Source organism: Paenibacillus vini (assembly GCF_018403325.1).
GTDB lineage: Bacteria > Bacillota > Bacilli > Paenibacillales > Paenibacillaceae > Fontibacillus > Fontibacillus vini.
On record NZ_BOSL01000024.1, the window covers coordinates 1 to 22,197 of the forward strand.

Sequence of the window (22,197 nt, forward strand, 5' to 3'; positions counted from 1 at the left end):
TTTGTCGATACGCTTTTACGCACAGATCTCGCCGTACGCAAGTATCCTAGCTACGCGGGGACTTGGCTCCTCCCGCGACCGGACTTTCACCGGCTAGAAGATGCGTGCTTAGCTGGGCACGCAAACAAGAAAAAACGCCTTGCGGCGTTTTCTATGAGTCGTGTTCTGTTATTCTATTTCATTCCCAGTTAATTCGACGCCCAAACTCCACATTCGCTCTAAATTCCGGACATCTGTCGCATAAGCGGGGTAGGTTTTTGCACCGAAAATATTGCCGATCTGCGCCAGCCCCTTCTCGTTGGACGCAGGCTGCACCAGCTCCCGCTTATGATTGATCAACCGGCCCGTCACCTCGCGCCATTCCTCCGAGGTGCAGATGTTGAAATAAGTTTCGGCCATACCGGACGGCAGCGGGTTGGTCCAATTTTGAGCTCTGGCCATGAGTCTCCAGCGTGGGCTCATCTTTTGGATCGTCTCGTCGGACAATTTGACGCGGTTGATTTGCAAAGCATTGACCTTGATGGGAACTCCCCTGCGCTCATAATCCTCCGCCATTTTGATGGTCAACAATAGCAGAGCCATTTTCGAATCGCCATACATCTTATAGACGCTATAAGGCCGGCTGTCGCGGTATTCGCCGCGCAGATTATCAAAGTCAATTTCCCGCTTGGGATCAAAAAAATGCTTGATGTTCGTTGTGCAGGCATGCAGGATTCGCGGGTCCTGCGATTTGACCAGATGTTGTTCCAGTAAACGGGTCATCAGAAAGGGTCCGAACGTATTCGTCGCAAACGACAATTCGATACCATCGGCGCTGAGCAAATACTCTTTTTCCCCGTGATTCAAGTAAGCTGCATTATGTATTAAAACATCCAAACGCGGGTATCCGGCTTGATATGCGGAGCAAAACGCACGGATTGAATCGAAGGACGAAACGTTAAGCTCCATCAAATCCACCTTAGCTTGGGGCGATCGGCTTATAATTTCTGACTGAACGGCTCTCCCCTTCTCCATATTCCGGCAAGCCATAATGACATGATATCCTTCCGCCGCGAACTTTTGCGCAGCCGCCCTGCCGATTCCTGAATTCGCCCCCGTGATCACCACATACTTCTTTTCCATATCATCCTCCCGGATTCATTCCCTTTTAACAACTATCTTACTGCATCTGCCCCAGTCTGTGATCTACAACTTTTATTTAGATGTAAAATAGTCCGCGATCTCGTCCGGAAGCTTGCTCTCAATATGAGAAAGTCCAAACCGGCCATCCTTCTCTCTAAGCCCATAGTTGTAGCCTAACGGTTGATCACCGATAAGTACTATAGTATATATCGTTCCATCCCCGGCTTGAAATTCGTTATGAGGCCCCTGCTGGTTGAATAGGCGGAGAAACGCATCCACATCTTCACCTTTCAGTTCTCTCAGTAAATCTCTCCCCTTAAAAATTTGGATCTGTGTAAATTGCTGACCTGCAATCTCAGAATAATGAGATTCTCCATTCTCCTCTTGCTGTACATAGATGAGATAACCGGAGATATTCGTTACCAACCCAGTATTATTGCTGTCGGTCTTTACGGCAACCACATCCTGCTCAGGGTAGCCTGGAATTTCGTAAACAGGCGTGCCCTTCGATATTACGGATGCGCGTTCAACTTTGCCAAATTCAATAATTTCAGGTGTATTATTTACTAATGCCAGTTCCCAAGCTTGGATGTAAAACTTATCGCCAACCTGGATATAATCCGGATAATCCGATTCCGAATTAGGCCCGAAAATTGACTTGAGATTAGATTGCGAGCAGCCTGTTGTCAAAGTTGCAACCATCAGCAAAATGTATAAAAGCTTCATCACTACACCTCCATTACTTAGACGTATATTTAGACGCAAGGCGAGTGGATATTGTTTCCTGGCTGCCCAGGTTCAGACTAAATGAAACGAAAAAAAGACAGTTGAGTAAACTCAACTGTCTTTATACTTAAGCCTCATATGTGCATTCCACAATACGTTCACCGTCAGGGATCATTCGCTAGCCTTAACAGCACTCCACAAACCGCCGCCCGGCAGCGGGCATGAACGTTCCTTCAGCCAGGCGATCACCGGGATGATGCAGCCGCAGGCCGTACACGTCACCCCGTCCCGCAGCTTAGGACAGGAACGGCAATGCTCCAGCCGGTCTTGGTACTCCGCTTCGCTAACCCGCCGCTCCGGTGCGAACATCGACGTTTTGAGCAGTCGTTCCATTTGGGCATCGGTAACTTTATAATCGTCGCGGCAAGCTTTGCAGGAGGTCTCCGCCATGGTGATCCTACGCTTTGACCGCCAGCTCCAGCGTCGTCACCGACATGGCCGGAAGCGTTACGGACAACGCACCGTTTTCCAGGGAGAAATCGTTGAATGCTTTCGGCGCAACGGCCTCCGGCTGCTCGAACGTGTTGTGGGCATCGATTTTGTCGCCGGCCAGCGTGCTGCCCGTAATGCTCAGGTCGCCTAAAGCCAGGCCGCGCAGATCGAGCTTCACTTGACTTGCCGAATCGGCCTGGAGATTACAGAAGCTGATATGAATGGCCCCTTGTGCATCGCGGGACGCCGTAGCCGTCACGGCCGGAATCTCCTCGTCGCCCAGCTTGTAACTGCCGCCGTCGAGCGACAGTTCCAGCAATTCTGCGTCCTGATGGACCTTATACATATCGAACACATGATAGGTCGGCGTCAGAATCATCTTCTCTCCCTCCGTCAGAATGACGGCTTGAAGCACGTTGACGGTTTGGGCGATATTCGCCATCCGGACCCGGCCGCTGTGCTTATGGAAAATGTGGAACGTCAACCCCGCTACCAACGCGTCGCGGATTGTGTTCTGCTGGTACAGGAAGCCCGGATTCGTTCCCGGCTCTACGTTGTACCAGGTTCCCCATTCATCGACAATAAGTCCGACCCGGCCTTCCGGATCATATTTATCCATAATCGTGCTGTGACGGGTGATGAGCTCATCCATATACATCGCCTTTTTCAACGTCGTAAACCAGGCCGCTTCGTCAAATCCGGTCGCTTCCCCTTTGTCTGTCCAGTCGCCGGTAGGAAGAGTGTAGTAATGGAGCGTAATGGAATCCATGAACCGTCCGGCCTCGCGCATCAGCACTTCCGTCCAGTTATAATCGTCCGAATTCGGACCGCAGGCGATCCGGTGGATTTTATTGTCATCGTAATTCCGGACATAAGTTTGGAAGCGGCGGTATAAATCCGCGTAATACTCGGGACGCATATTTCCTCCGCAGCCCCAGTTTTCGTTCCCCACTCCGAAGTAGGTAACCTTCCATGGTTCTTCGTGCCCGTTTTGGCCGCGAAGATCGGACATCGGCGATTTGCCGCCGAACGTCAAATACTCAACCCATTCGGACATTTCCTGAACCGTACCGCTGCCCACATTCCCGTTGATGTAAGGCTCGCACTCCAATTGCGCGCACAGCTCCATGAATTCGTGGGTCCCGAAATGATTGTTCTCGACCACGCCGCCCCAATGGGTATTGATCATCTCTTTACGAGCTTCCCTCGGACCGATGCCGTCCTTCCAGTGATATTCATCCGCGAAGCATCCGCCCGGCCAGCGGAGCACCGGAATTTTAATTTGCTTAAGCGCTTCCAAGACATCGTTGCGAATTCCGTTCGTATTAGGAATAGGTGAGTCTTCGCCAACCCAAATTCCTTCGTAAATACATCTTCCCAAGTGTTCGGAGAAATGCCCGTAAATATTGCGGTTAATGCTTCCTTGTCCGAGATCGGCGTTAAGTACACCTTGCAGCGTCATGAATGATTCACTCCTTAAGTTAATAATTTTATTAATCAGTTTATATTTATATAAACATTATAGTCAGCATACATTCCATTCGTCAATCGGGAAAATGGAAAATTTGACGTTAAAGCTTGCAAAAGGGGTTTAATTTGATTAATATATTTGTTAATCAAATGTCTATAAGGTGGAACTCAAATGAATCTTGATCTTACGGAAGCATCCCTTCCCGTATATGAAGCGCTCGCCAGTTCGGTACGACTGCATGTCCTGCGACTGTTGACGGAGCGCCCGATGAATATTAAAGACTTGGCAAGCGCGACCGGATTATCGAGCGCGATTATGACGATGCATGTCCGCAAGCTGTCCGAGGCCGGACTCATTGCAACACAAATGATGCCCGGAAAAAGCGGCTTGCAAAAGGTCTGTTCCCTCGCCATGACCGGCGCGGAAATTCAAATCCTTGCGGGCGGTCCCTCCGGGCGCAAGAGCCATCGGGTCGAAATCCCGGTCGGCCATTATTCCGATTTTCATATCGAGCCGACCTGCGGTCTGGCTACCACGGACAAAATTATCGGCAGCTTCGACGACCCCCGTTATTTTTGGGATCCGGAGCGTACCGATGCCTCTGTCCTTTGGTTCGGCAAAGGTTTCGTAGAGTATAAGGCCCCGAATTACTTGCTGTCCAGCGAGCAGCCGACGGAGCTTGTGCTGACCATGGAGATCGCATCGGAGGCGCCGTCAACCAACAATAACTACCCGTCCGACATTACCTTCAAGTTTAACGGAGTTACTGTCGGCACCTGGACCAGTCCCGGGGATTATGGCGACCGGCAGGGCAAATATACGCCTGATTGGTGGCCTGCCTATACGAACCAGTACGGTTTACTGAAGCAGCTGCGCATTACGGAGGAAGGCACCTTTATGGATGGGCTCAAGTTGTCGGACGTAAAGTTGCAGGACCTTAACTTGAAGCGCAAAGAGTGGACGTTCCGTTTATCCGTCGAGGATGATGCGGTTCATATTGGAGGATTAACTTTGTTCGGCAAAGGGTTCGGAAATTACAATAATCATCTGGCGCTTGAGCTGTTTTATATGGAGGCGGGGGGCCGAATTTCGTAACCAACTCCGGGGCGGCTCTGCCTCTTCGATTATGAACTTAACCCGTGCAATTTTTTGAAGTCCTCCGGACTCATGCCGGTATGACGTTTAAACACCGCGCAAAAATAACTCGGATTCTCGTAACCAACCTGGTGGGCAATCTCGTATATTTTTTTGTTCCGTTCGATGAACATCAGCTTTTTGCTTTGACTGACCCGCTCCTGGTTCACGTAATAGAGCGGCCTCATTTTCATCGTCTTCTGAAACAGTCTGCATAAATATTGGGGCGAGACCGAGGCAACTTCGGCCAGTTCGGCAAGAGGCAAAGGCCGATGCAAATGTTGCGCGATATGCCGGAGCACCGGCTTCAACCGTTCCAACTCCTCATTTCGGCCAGCCGGCTCGATGAGGAGTTTTTTTAGGTCCAGGAGCACCGAATAGAGCAACTTCGAACATTCAACTTCGAAATCCGCTGCATCCTTTCCTTCCATCGCCAGCATCTGTTCAATTCCTTTTATCAGAGTCCCTGAACGAAGTTTCCCTACGCCCGATCTGTTAATTCCCGCATAGGAAAGCAAGTGACTTGCCTCCCTGCCGTGGAACGACACCCAGGCGATTTCCCATTGCGTACTGACCGGCATATAACGATGCGGGACACCAGGAAAAAGGAAGAATATGTCGCCCGGACCCATCACGTATTCTTCTTCCCCGAGCACCAGTTTGCCTTGGCCGCCGAGGACCTGGTGTAACTGATAATCGGGAAACCCCGATGGCCGGTCGGTCTCCGATTGGTGCTGCCAATACCCCAGCGTCGTCATAAAGACGGGAAGCCCTGCGGTCTCCTCCGTGTGGGAAAACAGGAACGCATCTTTCATCCCGCGCTCCCTCCTTTAGTTTCATATTTTGATATAGAATACTCATATTCTTTATTTTGTGTGGAATGGTTCGATCGTATAATGACAATATAATTATATCATTGAATAAGAAAGGTGCTTATCGATGCGTAAAAAACTGGTTTATTCGCCTCCCGCTAACGGTTATCCCGAATGGAACAACAATCCGGACATTTTCCAGCTTGGCCGGCTCCCGGCCCATGCTCCGATGATGCCCTTTCCGTCCATATCGGATGCTCTTGCCGGCGATCCGGCTTCGTCTCCTTACTATCGTTCCTTGAACGGGGTTTGGAAGTTTGCGTTTGCCGAAACGCCGGAGCAGCGGATCAAGTCCTTCTATGAAACCGATTATGATGCCAGCAGCTGGGGAGATATGCCCGTTCCTTCCCATTGGCAGCTCCAGGGGTACGATTACCCGCAATATACGAATGTCCGTTATCCTTGGGCGGAATCGGAGCCTGAGCTGAGCCCTCCTTTTGCGCCAACCGCTTACAATCCTGTCGGTTCGTATCTCCGTAAGTTCACCGTTCCCGAAGCTTGGGCGGACCGGCCGGTCATTCTAAGCTTTCAAGGCGTGGAATCCGCCTTTTATGTGTGGGTCAACGGAGAGCTGGCCGGGTACAGCGAAGATACGTTTACGCCAGCCGAATTCGATATTACCCCCTATCTGGTTGAAGGAGAGAACAAGCTGGCTGTCGAGGTGTACCGCTGGTGTGATGCGAGCTGGCTGGAGGATCAGGATTTCTGGCGGCTTAGCGGCATTTTCCGGGACGTCTATTTGTACTCGCCCTCCCCGGTTCATATATTCGATTTCTTCGTCCGCAGTGAACTGGATGCCCAATACCGGGATGCGGAACTGCTGGTGGACATAACCATAGATGATGTACGCGATGGGGAAAAGTTCGAAGAATTCACGGTCGAGGCCCAGCTGTTTGACGCAAGCGAACAAGCCGTTTTGGCACATCCGCTATCCTTCGCTTTTTCCGTTCATGGCGGGGAATCCCGTACGGCGCAGCTAACAACTACGGTTCATGATCCGTTGAAATGGAGCGCGGAAACGCCCCACCTGTACACGCTGGTCTTGTCCTTGAAGGACCGAGAGGGCCGCGTAGTCGAAGCTGTCAGCTGCAAAACCGGGTTCCGCAAGTTCGAGTTGAAGGACGGATTGATGAAAATCAACGGCAAGCGGATTGTTTTCAAAGGCGTGAACCGGCATGAATTTTCACCGGAAACCGGCCGCGCTTTGGGCAGGGAGGACATGATCCGGGATATTGAATTAATGAAGACGCATAACGTGAATGCTGTCAGAACCTCTCATTATCCAAATCAAACCCTCTGGTATGAGCTTTGCAACGAATACGGTTTGTATGTGATCGATGAGACCAATCTGGAGACGCATGGCACTTGGCAATACAATCAAAAGGAACTGAACGAATTCAATGTACCGGGCAGCAGACCCGAATGGCGCGACAACGTCCTCGACCGCTGCAACTCCATGCTCCAACGGGACAAAAACCACCCGTCCATCATCATTTGGTCGCTGGGAAATGAATCGTTCGGCGGCGATAACTTTATCGCCATGCACGATTTCCTGAAACAAGCAGATCCTACCCGGCTCGTCCATTATGAAGGCATCTTCCATTACAGAAAGTCGGAAGCGGCGAGCGACATAGAATCCACGATGTACGTGAAGCCCGCGGATGTTGAACGTTACGCGCAGAACGATCCGCAGAAGCCGTACATCCTGTGCGAGTACAGCCATGCGATGGGCAATTCCTGTGGCGGGCTCCACCTGTATTGGGAGCTCTTCGACCGTTATGAAATCCTCCAGGGCGCATTCATCTGGGATTGGGTCGACCAGGCGATTCGCACGACGACGCCGGATGGCACCGAATATCTCGCTTACGGTGGAGATTTCGGGGAGTCGCCGCATGACGGTACTTTCTGCGGCAACGGCCTTATATTTGCCGACCGGACGGTGACGCCGAAATTGCTGGAAGTGAAGAAATGCTATCAGGATGTAAAAGTAGAAGCCGCCGATTTGCAGAACCGACTGATTCGGATCACGAACCGGTTCCTGTTTACGGATTTGAGCAACTATTCATTGAATTGGGAATTGGCGCAAGACGGGTTGGTCGTCCAAAGCGGCATCCTGGAGACTTCGGTTCCGCCGGGAGAGTGTGCAGAAATCACGATTCCTTTTGAGCTGCCGAATGATTTCGCCAAAGAATCGGTGCTCACGATCTCCTTCAAAACGACAAGAGATCAGAAGTGGGCCCAGTCCGGACATGAAGTAGCCTGGGGACAATTTGTTTTGTCGCCTCGCCTCCTTCCATTGCGCACCGTTTTCCTTGATGCTCCGGTGCAAACGGAGGAAACGTCGGAGGAACTCCTTCTCACATGTCTGGATTCATCGATACGCTTTAACCGGTCCACGGGAGAACTTACGTCTTATTCCAGAGCCGGTAAAGAACAGCTGCTGAGTCCGGTCAGACCGAACTTCTGGCGGGCCGTCACCGACAACGATCGCGGCAACAAGCTGGCCGATCGGTGCGGCTTCTGGAGAAGCGCCCCTGCCACCCGCCGGTTGATCCGGTTTGACTATCGTATGGATGGGGCCGATTGCGTCGTTACAACCGATTACATGTGGACGAATCAGCCTGCTTGCACTCTGTCCCTCGTCTACCGGATTCATCCGGACGGTTCGATCGACGTCGAGCAAACTCTTGTTCCGGCCGAAGGCTTGCCACAGCTTCCGGAGTTCGGACTCTTGCTCGAGCTGAGCGAAGATCTGGACACGGCCGTCTGGTACGGCCGGGGGCCGCATGACAGCTACGCCGACCGTAAAACGGGTGCCCGGCTTGGGCTCTACTCCGGAGCGGTTCGGGACCAGTACATCCCGTATTTGAGACCGCAGGAATGCGGCAATAAAACCGACGTCCGGTTTGCACAAGTTACACAGGGAACTGAAGGACACGGCCTGCGTTTCGACTCCGCGGTTCCGTTTGAATGGAACGTCCTCCCTTGGACGCCGGAGGAACTTGAGGACCACGATCATGGATACAAGCTGCCCGTCAGCCATAAAACCGTGGTACGGGTGAATTACATGCAGATGGGCGTGGGCGGTGACGACAGCTGGGGAGCACCGACGCATGAAGCCTATACGCTGCCCGCTAATCGGCCTTACCGTTTTACCTTTACGCTGCGTCCGATCTAACGAAGCCTGCGAATGAACAAAGCCGGAGCACCGCAAATTGCGGATGCTCCGGCTTCTTTTGATGGGTCAGGTTTATATGCTGAATTTCTTGATCATTTCCTGTAATTCCGCAGCCATTTGGCTTAACGATTGGGAGGAGGAAGAAATCTCTTCCATGGCTTGATGCTGCTCCTCCGCCCCGTTGCCTATTCCTTTCAGCTCGGTCAGTGACTCCCGTGAAATGGCGACCATTTCGTCCATGGAAGCCGAAACCTGCTCGGCACTGGCCGAGAGCTCTTCGGTCGCCGCAGACACTTCTTCAATCTGGGAAGTAACGCCTCTCACAGCCTCTTGAACCGTGTCGAACACGTCCTTTACTTTAACCATTTGGACTACGCTTCTTTCAACATCGGCAATTCCTTCCACAACCGCTTTTCCGCTGTCCGAGGCCGCGCCTTGAAGATCCAATAGAATGGCGGTCACATTACTTGCTGCCGCGGTCGTCTGCTCGGCCAGCTTCTTCACCTCACCGGCGACTACGGCGAATCCTCGCCCATGCTCACCGGCCCGGGCAGCCTCAATCGCTGCATTCAACGACAAGATGTTTGTTTGTGCGGCAATCGCGGAAATGTAGCCGACGATTTCGTTGATTTCTTGCGATTTCGACTCCAATGCCTGCATCATGGCAACCGATTTGCTCACGCTGTCTTTCACGCTGCTGACGACCATAACGGCCTCATCCACCACTTGTTCGCCGGTGGCAACTTCACTGTACATATCCTGCACCTGTTGATTCACTGCTCCTGCCGATTCGGCGATTCGCTGAATGCCGGCTGCCATTTCCTCGATCGCGACAGCCGATTGCTCGGAGCTCTCCGTCTGCGTCGTCGCGCCCTTAATCATTCCCTCTACCGATTTAGCGGTATTTTCGGAGGTTTGCACGGAGCTCTCTGCAATAGCAGACAGTTCCTCGGACGAGGCCGCTGTATGCTGAATCGAATCGGTGATCCGTTCAATCATATGCGAAAAGGAATCCAGCATCCCGTTCATATTTCGTTTTAACTGTTGAAGTTCATCATGGCCTCTCCCTGTTTCCAACCTTTCGGTCAGATCACCGACGGCCACCCTCTGCATCAACTTCGTCATTCTTATAATCACCCTCATAATGAAGAAGGAGATCAACAGCGCGATCATGGCTAGCGCCACCGTACAGATCAAAATAAAGAGGTCGGCTTTCTTCTGACTTTTCTCCGCTCCGCTCATCAGGTCATGTTTATTGCCGGAGACGAGTACCTTCCAGCCCGTCAGTTCCACCTTGGCAAAAGAAGCGATCTTGGCTGTGCCGTCCTCTTCGACATAGTCGACGGTTCCCGAATCTTTGGCCAATACCTGCTCCTCATAAGTTTTGATTTTCGCAGCATTCGCGTAGTCTCTGAAATCTTTTCCAACCTTCTCTGCTGTTAGGTGGGACATGTATACCCCGGAGGAAGATAACAGGTAGGAATAGCTGGTCTCGCTCATCAAATTATGATTCAATTCCTTTTGAATATTACCCGGCAACAGAATGACCTGGATCAAGCCCCCGAACTCTCCACTGTTATTCGTGATCGGGATGTCAATGATGATGCTTTGTTCGCCGCTTGTCGTATCCATCAGGATGTCAGAGATACCAAGCGTCTTCTCCTGCTTAACCCGCTGAAAATTAGAGAAACCCGATAAATCCAGCTGCGTTCCTTTCTGGTCAAAAGACTGCCCATCTGCCGTTGAATACGAGATCGACTGTACGTCCGGATTCAAAGCCTTCATTCCTTTAAGGAGCGGCAGGATCTGTTCCTGATCCCCGGAAAGCAGCACAGGATGGTACTCCTTGACTGCATTTTCAAAAGCGCCTATTTTCCCCTGCAGCATGTCATTCAAGGCGTCCGCATTAGCTTCGGCTGTCATTACCTGCTGCTGCTTCACTTTATCCCTTACCACATCGGTAAAACTGGTGCCGAGCAACATGGAAACGACATACAAAGGAATAATGGACAGCACCAGCAACAATACGGGTAATTTCAATTTCAATGTGTCCAGCTTGCGCCAAACTCCGGTGAATGATTTCATAATGATTTCCCCTTTTATTCTCACGATATACAATCTATGATATTTTATCGACATAAATCGACATTATCATTAGATCTCTGCCCGGCTAAACCTGATTTTTCGAAAATAAATAAAAAACGCAGGAATACTTCCTGCGCTTCGTCCATGTAAGGAGTATATTACTTATTGATATTGTTCCCATCTCAGCAGCATAGCCTCATAAATCTCCGTAATCGGAACCGTCATACCTGGACGTGAAATGTTGACAGGAGCCCCTGTCAGCTTCTGGTTGACCGAAATCAACCAGCGCTGGATACCGTTCTTGCTGTCCAAAAAAGCTTGGGGATTCCGTAACGGATGCCGATCGTCAACTGGTTAGCAACATTAATGATCGAGATCGACTCAACTTCACTCCATAGGATCCGGCCGCCTGCAACATAGGAGGTGCGGTCGAGCAATCCTCCGTCATCGATTTCCAGCACCGGCGAGGTATCAAACAGGACCTCCATTTTCCCATGATTCATGGATAGCAACATCCTTTCGAAGCAGCATTGCCTTACGGGCAGCTTTGCTATCCAGCTACGGGCATGCTAACAACCGACGATTCGTCTTAGCTAGTTCGATCTCAGACACATGGGTCCAGCCTGCGATAGGTCTCGGCTAACGGACACCACGGCCCTTAAAACGCCAAATTCATGACATTTCAAACTCTAACGGACATGACGGCCCTTAAATGCTGATTGAACGCATGTTTTCGGGTCAATCAACTTAGTTAAGGTCCTGTGTGTCCGTTAGCTTTGCAAAGTAGCCGTTATCGATCCAATAGAGTCCCTGGTGTCCGTTAGACTGGAACTGAGAAGGGCTGGTACTGCCGAATGGAAATGAAAGTGCCGAAAGGTACCGGAACCGGAAAAACAGGAGAGGAGCTGGCTAGGGCTTTAACCAATTACGGATTTCATCCTTCACAAGTCGGGTGTCCCAAGGGTGGAAGAACACATGAACCCCATCATCAGCGAGCGAATAGGCATATCCGAGTTGCCCATTTTCCATGAAGAAGACCATTTGATAATAGTCAGGATCTCCATCTTTGTTCTCAGGCGAATAGCCCGGCTTATCCGTTCCATGATCCAAGAGTTCTATGAAACGCTCCTTATCCCGATCCTTCAGTGTATTAAACGGGGCGGTCTCATCGAACCGGTACAAGGCGACGCTGGCCACCTGATCTTTTGGTATATCCTTATACCGTAGTCCAAGCGTTCGGGCGTGATCTTCTCCTGCATATAGACGATATCCGCCAATGGATGTCTCGTCCTTCGCAGCGATCAATTCTTCCTTGGCAAATCCTTTGACCTGATACAGCTTCGTGCCGATTTCCAAAAAAGCGGCATCCCCGGGCTGGGTCTTATAATCAGGATTCGTAACCACATCCCCTACCTTAAACTTCACCTCTCCTACAACCTCATCTGTGACATCGTCGGGATCACTCAACACCAATTCATACATGCCTGTGTAGGTCTGATCGTTCAGCTTCACAAAGTCGACCCAATCAATAATCGAATTCCCTTTAATCGGATTTGAATTTGAATTTGGATTCGGTTGGATCTTTCCAGCAGAGCATCCGCCTATAATCATTGCAAAACCAAGCAGCAACGTGAATAATTTCATGTTAAGCCCCCCTTTTGATACATAGACGATGGCAAGGAGCAATTTGTTCTAAGACCCGCGGCGAATTCAGCGAATTGAAAAATGAGAAGGGCATTTCATATGGAAGGTAAGGCAAACATGAAGACATGAAGGTATTAGAAAAGGGAAGGAGGAGCAGGAATTACCTGCTCCCCCCTATTTTTAGAAGAACCGATTCACGAGCCGCTTTGGTTAAACTGGCGAGCACCAATTCATAGGAATGATCGATCATCGCTTTCAGGTCATCCACGGCGAGGCTGCCGTCGGCGGCTACGGTGTTCCAGTGCTTTTTGTTCAGATGATAACCGGGCCGAACGCATTCATGCTGTTCCCTCAGATTGGCTGCGATAACCGGATCGCATTTCAGCGAAATTTGAACTTCATCGTCGGCTTCCGCCCGGGTAATCAGTGCAAACATTTTGCCTCCTACCTTCATAACCAGCGGCGACGGCCCGAACGGATAATCCTCTACAGCTCCTTTCTTGGAAAGGCAATAAGCGGTGAGCTTGCTGTACACAGGTATCTCTCCTTATATTCTTGATAAACGAAATGACTCGTCATCATTAATTATACACGCGCCGACTCCGTTAGCAGCTGTATGATCTCATTTTCGATTTTTTCCGGGGTTTCGTTCGGTCCAAACCGCTTCAAGACATTGCCTTCCCGGTCGATCAGAAATTTCGTGAAGTTCCACTTGATCGACTTCGATCCCAGCACGCCCCGCGCCTTATCGCTTAGATACTTGAATAGCGGATGAGCTTCGTCCCCCTTCACGTCAATCTTTGCAAAAAGAGGAAACGATACGCCAAAGTTCAGCTCACAAGCCTGGGCGATGGCCTCGTCACCCTCCTCCTCTTGGTTCGCGAACTGGCCGCATGGAAAACCAAGCACCGCGAATCCCTGGGCTCCATATTCATCATGCAGTTGTTGCAGGCCTTTAAACTGCGGAGCAAATCCACACTTCGTCGCAGTGTTGACGATCAATAGCACTTGCCCTCTATACTCGGCCAGCGTTTTCTTTTCCCCGCGAATCGTCTTTACCTCGTAATCGTAGACAGACATTATGATCTCCTCCGGTTAGGTTTTATAAATTAGATTTTATACAATTTAATTTGATGCGTCAAATATAAGCGTGTTATAATTAGATCCAATTATGTATGTAAGGAGAATTGTTCCGTGATACCCGAAGACGAACTGCTCAAGCTGGAGAATCAACTATGTTTCGCTTTCTACGCCTGTTCCCGCGAGATAACGAAGCTGTACCGCCCGATCTTATCCAAACTTGGGCTTACGTATACGCAGTATATTACCCTGCTCGCGCTGTGGGAAAAAGACGGCATCGGCGTCAAAGAGCTTGGCGCCCGCCTGTATCTCGATTCAGGAACGCTTACGCCCCTGCTCAAGAAGCTGGAATCGCAGGGCCTTTTGACCCGCACCCGCAGCAAAGCCGATGAGCGCAACGTCATCATCGAGTTGACCGACGAAGGACGCGCGCTCAAGACGCGTGCTGCGGAAGTTCCCGCCCAACTGTATTCCGGCGCCGGACTCCGGCAGGAGGAACTCGAACCGCTCCGTGCGCAGCTTCAGTCCCTGCTCCGCAAGGTCGATGAAGCGGTGGAATCTTAAAGCGAGGCCCCTTATTTCAACCGGAAAGAGAAATAAGGGGCCATCTATTGTTTCCGGAGTTCAATCACCTTTTCAATATATTAATCCCAAATCTTCGGTCTCTTCACTCCCGCGCTTCTCAAATAATCTAAAAGTTGCCCGGTATGAACCGCTTCATGGTAGGCAATTCTCAAAAGCATATCCCCTAAAGCACGGATATACCCAACGTCGCTTCGATCGATCTTTATGTTGGATAGATCCTCCGGTGAGTAAGATCTTACGGTATCCATAAAGGCTTTCCGATATGGCTCTGAAAAGCCAAGCTCCTCTTTAAGGGTCGTAAACTCCCTTTTGTCATAGGGGGATTCATAATCAGCCACGCTTCCTTCATTCAATAAGGCAAGATGATAATAACGTTCACTATCCAAAACGTGCCGGATCATTTCTTTCACGCTCATGGCATCAGAATCCGGTCTCCAATCCAAGTATTCGGCAGGAATGCTCTCCCAAAGAATCAAACTTCTGCGGCGAATCTCTTCCAAATTCCAAACTACACCCTCTAAAGCATTCATTAACTCTCACCCTCTCCATCCAAATGTTATCTCATTATTTTATCAGAACTTATGTTCGCAAAACAAACTAAAGGCAATCCGTGAGGTTCGTAGCTATCCTCAATTATAGAAACGGCAAATAAGGATGCCCCGGAAGCATTAGCTTCAAGACATCCTTAGGAAAGTCGGTGTAGTATCGGCCGGATTAACGGCTTGATGGCCTTATTCTTTGACGCCTCCCAGCGCTACGCCTGCGATAATATACCGGGATAACAGGAAGTACACCACAAACAGCGGTAACGCCGTCAAGGCCAGCCCCATATAAATCGAGCCGAATTCCGTCTTGTAAATATCGCCGCGCAGCAAGCTTACCATGATCGGCATCGTATATTTTTCTTTCTGTGTCAGGAGAATCAGCGGCATGAACAGGTTGTTCCAGTTTGCCACAAAGGCAAAGATGGCCTGGGTCGCCACGGCCGGAATCATCAGCGGCAGAATAATGCGGTTGAATGTCTTGAATTCACCGGACCCGTCCACACGCGCTGCTTCCACGATCTCTATCGACAGAGTTGCGAGCAGATACTGACGCATGAAGAAGACTACCGCTGGCGCTGCAATCGCAGGAAGAATCAGCGGAAGAAAGTTATTCGTCCAATGCAATTTATACATGAACTGATAAAAACCGATGGCGCTTGCCTGGGATGGAATCAACATTACACACAGGATAAAGGTAAAGAATGGCTTACGCAGCTTCCAGTCATAAGTCACAAGTCCATAGGCGGCTAACGATGAGAAATAGACCGTCAGGATCGTTGCCGATCCGGAAATAATAAACGAATTCAGGAACCCTCGAATCGGGTCGAAACTCTTTTCAAGCAGTACCTGCAAATTGCTCATAAAGTGGCTTGAAGGCAGCAGAGAGAGCCCGCTTTGGATCTCCGCCGTAGAGCGCGTGGCGTTTACAAACATGATCCAAAACGGAAGGATGCTTAGGAGAGCCAACAGGATACAGACGATATAAATAATCGTCCTGCTTATTTTTAAATTCACGGCTCCACTTTTCGGGCTGTTATCCATGATGTGTCATACCTCCCTCTTTGTTGCTTCTTGCAGACTTTCTAAGCTTCTTTTCCGCCTTCTTCAATCTTTCAGCATCACGGTCGCGCATCAGGTAGAACACCACTGCGGACAATATCCCTGCAATAACGAACATAATCATGCTCGCCGCTGCAGCGCGATTATACAAATAGCTGCCCTTGAACGCTTGCCCATATATGAACATAGATGTTGTCATCGTTGATTCGTCCGGTCCGCCCAAAAGGAACAACTGCGGAATATCGAACATGGTCAAACCACCGATCATCGATGTGATGAGGGTGAATAGCAAAATCGTCCGGAGACTCGGCAGCGTGATGCGAAAGAAGGTTTGAAACCCGCTTGCTCCGTCAATCGCCGCAGACTCAAATAGGGCGGGATTAATACCCATAACGCCCGCAATAAGGATGATCATAGTGTTTCCGTACCACATCCAGAACTGAATGAAGGCAACAATTCCTCGAGCAGTCGTCTTGTCCTGAAGAAAGTTAATTGGAGCATCGGACCATCCCAGCAATTGAATCAAGCTATTTATAGGTCCCATTGGATAGGCAAATAGTGTGCCGAAGAGTATGGCGATCGTACTCGCAGTAATAATATTCGGCATATAAAGCAGTACTTTGAACGCCCCTTGCCCCTTAATGTTGAGCCGTTTGTTCGTGAACCAAGCCGTTAGCAGGAGCGCGAGAAGGATTTGAGGAACGAAATTGACGATCCAGAGCAAACCCGTGTTGAGCAGAGACTTCCGGAAAGAGACGTTATCAAAAAGGAGGTCTTTAAAATTTTTAAAAGGATCATCCAGAATATGAATCGGTTTTGGAATTAACCCCTGCATATCGGTGAATCCGATGGCTGCGGTATATAAAATGGGATACAGCGAGAAAATCAAGAATGCCAGGACGAACGGCAAGGTAAAGATATAGCCGAATTTCGAGTAGTTCACACCTTTGCGGCGCATGCTCTCACCTCTTTAATGGATATGAAGGGGCGGGATAATCCCCCGCCCCCTAGACCGATTTCTTATTCGCTATCGATGTTAAGTTGGTCTTTGACCTGTTGTTTGAAGGTGGCGAGGGCTTCGTCGCGTGTCTTGTTGCCTGCGGTGTATTCGCGTACTTGGTCGCGCCATATCATGTTAATCGATTCGTCATACTGGGTTAAGTTCTTACCGGATGCATTGGCATTCGCCGGAACGAACACGTCGAACATGTTTTGCCCGCCGAGCAACGGAATCTCGCCGTTGGACTTCGACATGACGACGGAGGATGCAACGCTATCCTTCGTGCCTTGCTCGCCTTCCTTCATCGTGCCGTTAGCCCAGAAATATTGGAGTCCGGTTTCGGAGGTATCGAGCGTTACCCAGTTGATAAAGTCAGCAACAGCCTTTTTCTTGGCGTCGTTCTTGGTTACATCCTTGTTGGCGAGCAACCAAGTGCCACCCCAGAAGAAACCAGTCGGCGGCTCGGTAACAGCCCAGTCGCCATTCGTGTCTTTCACTTGATCCTTCATCGTATAGTTAATGAGCCAGGCAGGACCGAAGAAACCGAAGATTGGTTGTGCACCGGTGCCGGACATATCAGCGAACCATGACTCCTGCCAGTCACGCGTATCGTTATGATACCCGTTATCTTTCAGCTTCTTGGCAAGATCGAGGAACTCTTCGCGCTTCGGATCAATATGAAGCTTTCCGTCGACAATCCATCCTTTGTCGGAACTATTCTCAATTGCGTGCCATATATCTCCGTCGCCGGAAATGATGCCGTATCCTTTGGCTTTCAGCTTCTCAGCTGCTCCGAAAAACTTGTCCCAGCCAGGTCCTATTTCATTTTTGATCGTTGCCGGATCATCCGTTCCGAACACATCCTTGGCAAGCGAGCGCCGGTAGATAAAGGCGCCGCCGGTCGCTTGATAGCCGAGGGCCTTCACTTCGCCGTCTTTGCTGCCGATATCAACCGAGTATTGAGCAATCCCCGCATCCTTAACCTTTTGAGCGTCAAGGCCCAGGTCCGCATAGTTTGCGGCATAGCTGGATGCATCTCCCTGCGTGTACTTGAGGACGAACGCCGCTTCGGCTGCATAAATATCCGGAGCGTCTTTTCCGCCACCCGCCAAGGCTTGGTCAAGAGCAGGCTGATAAGCGCCATCGGTAGTTGCGATTACTGTAGTTTTGAATTCCACATTTGCGTCGGGATGGACTTCCAAATACTTTTTGGTCATGTTCGGAATCTCATCCGTAAAGCTCCAGAGGTTAATAGTGACCTTCTCGCCACTGCCCTTGGATTCTCCGGAAGTGTTGTTGGTTTTTGCGGGTTGGTTGGAGTCTGCTGTGGAATTGGTAGTTTTTGAGTTACCGCCACATGCCGCAAGAGCGGATGTCATCACGAGCATTGCAGAAATTACGATTAGAAAACGTTTCATGCCTTTCATGCCTTTCATGCGTTTCATACTTTGCCTCCCCCTTTATATTTGTTCCTCGGTTTTTTGTAACCGCATTCATAATTATATTGCCGATGGTTCTTAGACATAAGGGAACGTTCATTGGGAATAATTCCACTATTTTTAGATTCCGTTACTCCCTCTGAAATGAAGAATAGCCTCACCCCCAGTGAAAGAGGGTGAGGCTATTCTATAAGACTGAGGAAATCTATTAATCATCCAGCTCTACGCTTTGAATATTTCCGTCCGCATCGACGTTCCACTCGATTTCAACGCCTTGTTTCAACCCGAGATGATCATCGTCTTCAATCACAATCGTGTCCGGAATTGTAATTGTTTTCTGTTCTCCCTGATCAACTTGAACAGTAACCTTTTTGCCGTCCGCCTTCAGGATCGTTCCTTCATATTCCAGATTCAGCACGACAATACCGCCGTTGGCATCCGTAATCGTTACCCGCTTGCCGCCGTCGGTAAGCAGTTCGATCTTTTTATGATAATTATTTTTCAGCGTAATATCTTGAATTGTCTTTTTAACCTTCACGCCTGAAGGGAGACCTTCCGTTTCCAAGGTAGCTGTCTTGTCGTTCTCCTGCGGATTGGACTGTTCCGCCGAGTTATTGGCATTCGATCCGCTCGTGGCCGGGGCTTCCGTAGTAGGTGCTGACGCCTTTTCCGGTGCCTCGGATTGCGGCTTATTGGTGCAGCCGGCTAGAGAAATACTGGCACAAATAATCAGAAGAAGCGTGGCTGTTTTTAAACCTCGTCCAATGCTGGATTTAACTTGTAACATCTTATACCTCCGTAGTGTTTGGCATGGTGTATTAACAAAATTAGTCTTTACCTAATTTTAAGTATTATATATGAAGTCGTTTGAAAATAAAAAAAGAGGACCGCCCTTTGACATCCCAGACCACGATTGAAAGTCATAAAATAGTTCACACGAATAGCTTCGTCCCAGCAAAAACAAAAGGGCTCCGTCAGGACGGGGCCCCTCTTATTATATAGTTGCGCAAACGGCGAGCTAAGCTTGATGGACAACATCTTCAACCGCTGTATAGATCGCAATCTGCTGATCTTTGCATGCTTCTTCAAACCAGCCTTCCGGCTGCTTGTTTGTAATAATCCCCGTTGCCCGCTGCAATGGAATAATCGTGAAGAGCGCGCTCTTCTCAAGCTTGCTTTGGTCGAATACGGCATACACTTCGCTTGAACGTCCGATCAGAAGCTGGGCAATGCGGGCCTCCAGCTCGGAATGCATCGTAAATCCATGCGCTTGAGAGACTCCGTCTACGCCAAGGAACATTTTCGTTACGTTAATCTTCTCAATGACACTTTCCGCAAGCGGGCCGCTAAGCTCGTAACTCTTGGCACGCATGACGCCGCCAATGACAACGACTTGAACCCCATCGGCATCTGCCAGCTCGGAAGCGATGTTCACCGCGTTGGTGACAATCGTGATGTTCCGGTGCTTCTTCAAGGCTCTGGCGATAAAAAAGGTGGTCGTACCACCGGTAAGACAAACGATGTCTCCCTCTTCCACCAGTTCCGCCGCCACCTCAGCGATCCGTTCTTTACCTTGCCGCTGAAAAAAGCGTTTATCCGCAAAGGGCAATTCCGATGTCGACTGCATGAGCGACCCTTCATAAATGGCGCCCCCGATCGTACGAATGATTTGCCCCGATTTCTCCAATAAATCAAGATCACGTCGTGCGGTAGCTTCCGAGCACCCAATGTTCTCGATAATTTCCTGAATCGATATTTTCCCGTGCAATTTAATGAGTTCCAGAAGTTTGGACCTGCGCAACTCACTCTTTGAGTATTCCATGACTCTCTCCTTTGATGACATTGCGTCATCCATACTAATCCTAATTTTGTAGGATGAAGGACTAAATTGCAAGTAGGCCAATTCGATGGCAAAATTACGAGCGAACCATAAGGATTATAGAGCTGTTACCTGCACTTGCTTCACGTAATCTTGAAAAAGCTGATAATCAATATGGCCTGCTTTGTCAGACATCGCATTGGCTGCCGCCGCCGCGGAAGCAATGCGTAGCTTCTCGGCAGGCGCATCTCCGCGTTCTTCTGCAAAAGCCATACCTGCAACAAATGAATCTCCGCAGCCTACCGTATTTACGGCACGAATGGTTGGAGGAATGACACGGTACCCTTGTCCATCGATGAATGCAATAGCTCCCCGGTCACCAAGGGTGACACACACTTGCCCGATCCCCTCATCCGCCAGCTTCTGTGCCGCACCAGCCCACTCAGATTCGATAAGTCGGTCTTGTCCCAGCCACCCGGCTAGCTCATGTTCATTCGGCTTCACAAAATGTGGCCGGGCTTGAAGTCCGCTGCTCAGCGCAGCGCCGCTAGTATCCAGGAATACCCGCGCCTTAGTCGACTTGATGATCCCGATCAGATCCGCATAAAGATTAGCAGGCGCACCTGGAGGCAAGCTGCCGGACAGCACGACAACACTACATTCCAGGGCAAGCCTGTGTATCGTCTGTTTCATCTCAGCGATTTGATGGTCATCAATGACGGGTCCCTGCTCAAGTAACTCTGTCGAGGTTCCCTTGGACTCGTCAATGATGTTCAGGCAAACGCGCGATTCTCCGCCAACACGTACAAAGGAAGTTTGAATGCCCCGGTTGATCAGGCTACTCTCAATAAAAGAACCGCTACTGCCGGCGACAAATCCACTTGCCGTAACATCGCCGCCGAGTAACTTGATCACTTTGGCCACATTGTTGCCTTTACCGCCCGGTTCGGCAATTTGCCGGGCGACGCGCTGCACGCCGCCTAGCTCAAACTGATTTACATAGTAGGTTTTATCTATTGCCGCATTAAGCGTAACCGTTGTAATCATCGAAGATCGCCGGCTTTCCCGATACATCCGCAAAGCTCCATTTTTTCCATCGCCAGACGCTTCACGGCTTCCTTAGCAGGAACCATATATTTACGAGGGTCATTCTCTTCCACATTGACAGCAAATACATCTTTAATCGCATTAGAGAACGCAATGCGCAGTTCTGTAGCGACGTTCATTTTAGCCATCCCCAGAGATACCGCTCTCTTCACCTGCTCAGCCGGAATTCCTGAACCGCCGTGCAGTACCAGCGGAACATCAACGGTCTCCGCGATTTTTGCGATACGGTCAAAGTCAATGTTTGGCTCCCCTTTATAAATCCCGTGAGCCGTACCGATTGCCGGCGCCAGTGTAGGCACACCCGTAAGCTCTACAAACCGTCTGCAATCTTCCGGGTCGGCAAGCATTGCTTCGTGGTCGGCTACAACGATATCATCCTCAACGCCGCCGACTTTACCGAGCTCCGCTTCGACGTTTACACCAGCGGCGAGAGCGATTTCCATTACTTTAAGCGTCCGCTCCACATTCTCTTCAAACGCAAACATGGAAGCATCGATCATGACGGAGGTATAACCCGCACGGATACACTGAACAATTGTCGAAAAATCCGTACAATGATCCAAATGCAGGGCGATCGGCAGTCCGGTACGATCTGCAGCGACCTTGGCTGCTTCCGCAATGTAATCCGGACCTAAGTGTTTGACGGTTCCAACCGTGGATTGAATGATGAGCGGGGACTCCGTTTCGACAGCCGCTTCCACTACCGCTTGGAGCATTTCCAAGGTATGAACGTTGAACGCACCTACAGCGTATTTGTTTTTACGGGCAATTTGCAGCATTTCAGTAGAAGAAATAAGAGACATAATAAGTTCCTCCTCAATTTTTGTATCAGCTATGTG

At 50.0% G+C, this 22,197-nt stretch carries 21 protein-coding genes; 3 read left to right on the top strand and 18 right to left on the bottom strand.

The window, feature by feature from the left end; genetic code table 11:
- Nucleotides 1–168 precede the first annotated feature (168 nt).
- The 4 genes from KJS57_RS24035 to KJS57_RS24050 form a co-directional block, all read right to left on the bottom strand.
- Nucleotides 169–1,122 (bottom strand): SDR family NAD(P)-dependent oxidoreductase, encoded by a 954-nt coding sequence (locus KJS57_RS24035; RefSeq protein ID WP_213656572.1) that lies wholly within the window; start codon nucleotides 1,120–1,122, stop codon nucleotides 169–171.
- Nucleotides 1,123–1,194: 72 nt separating this feature from the next.
- Entirely contained in the window at nucleotides 1,195–1,848 is a 654-nt protein-coding gene (locus tag KJS57_RS24040; protein WP_213656573.1) for a hypothetical protein, read from the bottom strand.
- A gap of 171 nt (nucleotides 1,849–2,019) precedes the next feature.
- Nucleotides 2,020–2,298 (bottom strand): DUF6171 family protein, encoded by a 279-nt coding sequence (locus KJS57_RS24045; RefSeq protein WP_213656574.1) that lies wholly within the window; start codon nucleotides 2,296–2,298, stop codon nucleotides 2,020–2,022.
- A gap of 7 nt (nucleotides 2,299–2,305) precedes the next feature.
- Complete coding sequence (locus KJS57_RS24050) at nucleotides 2,306–3,802, bottom strand: alpha-N-arabinofuranosidase (protein ID WP_213656575.1); 1,497 nt, start codon at nucleotides 3,800–3,802, stop codon at nucleotides 2,306–2,308.
- A gap of 180 nt (nucleotides 3,803–3,982) precedes the next feature.
- On the opposite strand from KJS57_RS24050, the gene KJS57_RS24055 reads away from it, so the two are divergent.
- Nucleotides 3,983–4,906, top strand: coding sequence for an ArsR/SmtB family transcription factor (locus tag KJS57_RS24055; RefSeq protein ID WP_213656576.1), 924 nt, complete (start codon nucleotides 3,983–3,985; stop codon nucleotides 4,904–4,906).
- Nucleotides 4,907–4,935: 29 nt separating this feature from the next.
- On the opposite strand, the gene KJS57_RS24060 is transcribed toward KJS57_RS24055, so the two are convergent.
- Nucleotides 4,936–5,760 (bottom strand): AraC family transcriptional regulator, encoded by an 825-nt coding sequence (locus KJS57_RS24060; protein ID WP_213656577.1) that lies wholly within the window; start codon nucleotides 5,758–5,760, stop codon nucleotides 4,936–4,938.
- Between the two features lie 124 nt (nucleotides 5,761–5,884).
- On the opposite strand from KJS57_RS24060, the gene lacZ reads away from it, so the two are divergent.
- The gene (lacZ, locus tag KJS57_RS24065; protein ID WP_213656578.1) at nucleotides 5,885–8,995 is read left to right on the top strand and encodes a beta-galactosidase, LacZ type; all 3,111 of its coding nucleotides are present in this window, start codon (nucleotides 5,885–5,887) and stop codon (nucleotides 8,993–8,995) included.
- A 72-nt stretch (nucleotides 8,996–9,067) separates the two neighbouring features.
- On the opposite strand, the gene KJS57_RS24070 is transcribed toward lacZ, so the two are convergent.
- The 5 genes from KJS57_RS24070 to KJS57_RS24090 form a co-directional block, all read right to left on the bottom strand.
- Nucleotides 9,068–11,080: a methyl-accepting chemotaxis protein gene (locus tag KJS57_RS24070; RefSeq protein ID WP_213656579.1), complete on the bottom strand. Its 2,013-nt coding sequence runs from the start codon at nucleotides 11,078–11,080 to the stop codon at nucleotides 9,068–9,070.
- A gap of 278 nt (nucleotides 11,081–11,358) precedes the next feature.
- Entirely contained in the window at nucleotides 11,359–11,583 is a 225-nt protein-coding gene (locus tag KJS57_RS24075) for a hypothetical protein (protein ID WP_213656580.1), read from the bottom strand.
- 406 nt (nucleotides 11,584–11,989) lie between these two features.
- Nucleotides 11,990–12,724, bottom strand: a complete 735-nt coding sequence (locus tag KJS57_RS24080) for a hypothetical protein (protein ID WP_213656581.1) — start codon at nucleotides 12,722–12,724, stop codon at nucleotides 11,990–11,992.
- A gap of 160 nt (nucleotides 12,725–12,884) precedes the next feature.
- Nucleotides 12,885–13,259, bottom strand: coding sequence for an MmcQ/YjbR family DNA-binding protein (locus KJS57_RS24085; protein ID WP_211025855.1), 375 nt, complete (start codon nucleotides 13,257–13,259; stop codon nucleotides 12,885–12,887).
- Between the two features lie 50 nt (nucleotides 13,260–13,309).
- A complete protein-coding gene (locus KJS57_RS24090; protein ID WP_211025857.1) occupies nucleotides 13,310–13,804 on the bottom strand; it encodes a glutathione peroxidase in 495 nt (164 codons plus the stop codon).
- A 117-nt stretch (nucleotides 13,805–13,921) separates the two neighbouring features.
- Between KJS57_RS24090 and KJS57_RS24095 the strand changes: the two genes are divergently transcribed.
- Nucleotides 13,922–14,368: a MarR family winged helix-turn-helix transcriptional regulator gene (locus KJS57_RS24095; RefSeq protein ID WP_280520404.1), complete on the top strand. Its 447-nt coding sequence runs from the start codon at nucleotides 13,922–13,924 to the stop codon at nucleotides 14,366–14,368.
- Nucleotides 14,369–14,448: 80 nt separating this feature from the next.
- Here the strand turns inward: KJS57_RS24095 and KJS57_RS24100 are convergent, their stop codons facing one another.
- From KJS57_RS24100 to fba, 8 genes are all read right to left on the bottom strand, one after another.
- Nucleotides 14,449–14,919, bottom strand: coding sequence for a DinB family protein (locus tag KJS57_RS24100; protein ID WP_213656582.1), 471 nt, complete (start codon nucleotides 14,917–14,919; stop codon nucleotides 14,449–14,451).
- 201 nt (nucleotides 14,920–15,120) lie between these two features.
- Nucleotides 15,121–15,975 (bottom strand): carbohydrate ABC transporter permease, encoded by an 855-nt coding sequence (locus KJS57_RS24105; RefSeq protein WP_213656583.1) that lies wholly within the window; start codon nucleotides 15,973–15,975, stop codon nucleotides 15,121–15,123.
- On the bottom strand, nucleotides 15,968–16,951 hold the full coding sequence (locus KJS57_RS24110) for a carbohydrate ABC transporter permease (RefSeq protein WP_211025865.1): 984 nt from the start codon (nucleotides 16,949–16,951) through the stop codon (nucleotides 15,968–15,970). Before KJS57_RS24110 ends, KJS57_RS24105 begins: the two co-directional genes overlap by 8 nt.
- Nucleotides 16,952–17,013: 62 nt before the next feature.
- Nucleotides 17,014–18,438 (bottom strand): ABC transporter substrate-binding protein, encoded by a 1,425-nt coding sequence (locus KJS57_RS24115; protein ID WP_244861691.1) that lies wholly within the window; start codon nucleotides 18,436–18,438, stop codon nucleotides 17,014–17,016.
- A 202-nt stretch (nucleotides 18,439–18,640) separates the two neighbouring features.
- Nucleotides 18,641–19,219 carry a hypothetical protein gene (locus KJS57_RS24120; protein ID WP_213656584.1) on the bottom strand — a complete coding sequence of 193 codons (579 nt, stop codon included), beginning with the start codon at nucleotides 19,217–19,219 and terminating at the stop codon, nucleotides 18,641–18,643.
- Nucleotides 19,220–19,450: 231 nt separating this feature from the next.
- A complete protein-coding gene (locus KJS57_RS24125) occupies nucleotides 19,451–20,254 on the bottom strand; it encodes a DeoR/GlpR family DNA-binding transcription regulator (protein WP_211025869.1) in 804 nt (267 codons plus the stop codon).
- Nucleotides 20,255–20,368: 114 nt separating this feature from the next.
- A complete protein-coding gene (gene pfkB / locus KJS57_RS24130; protein WP_213656585.1) occupies nucleotides 20,369–21,325 on the bottom strand; it encodes a 1-phosphofructokinase in 957 nt (318 codons plus the stop codon).
- Nucleotides 21,295–22,161, bottom strand: a complete 867-nt coding sequence (fba, locus tag KJS57_RS24135; RefSeq protein WP_213656586.1) for a class II fructose-1,6-bisphosphate aldolase — start codon at nucleotides 22,159–22,161, stop codon at nucleotides 21,295–21,297. The genes pfkB and fba overlap by 31 nt, the downstream gene beginning before the upstream one ends.
- Between the last annotated feature and the right edge of the window lie 36 nt (nucleotides 22,162–22,197).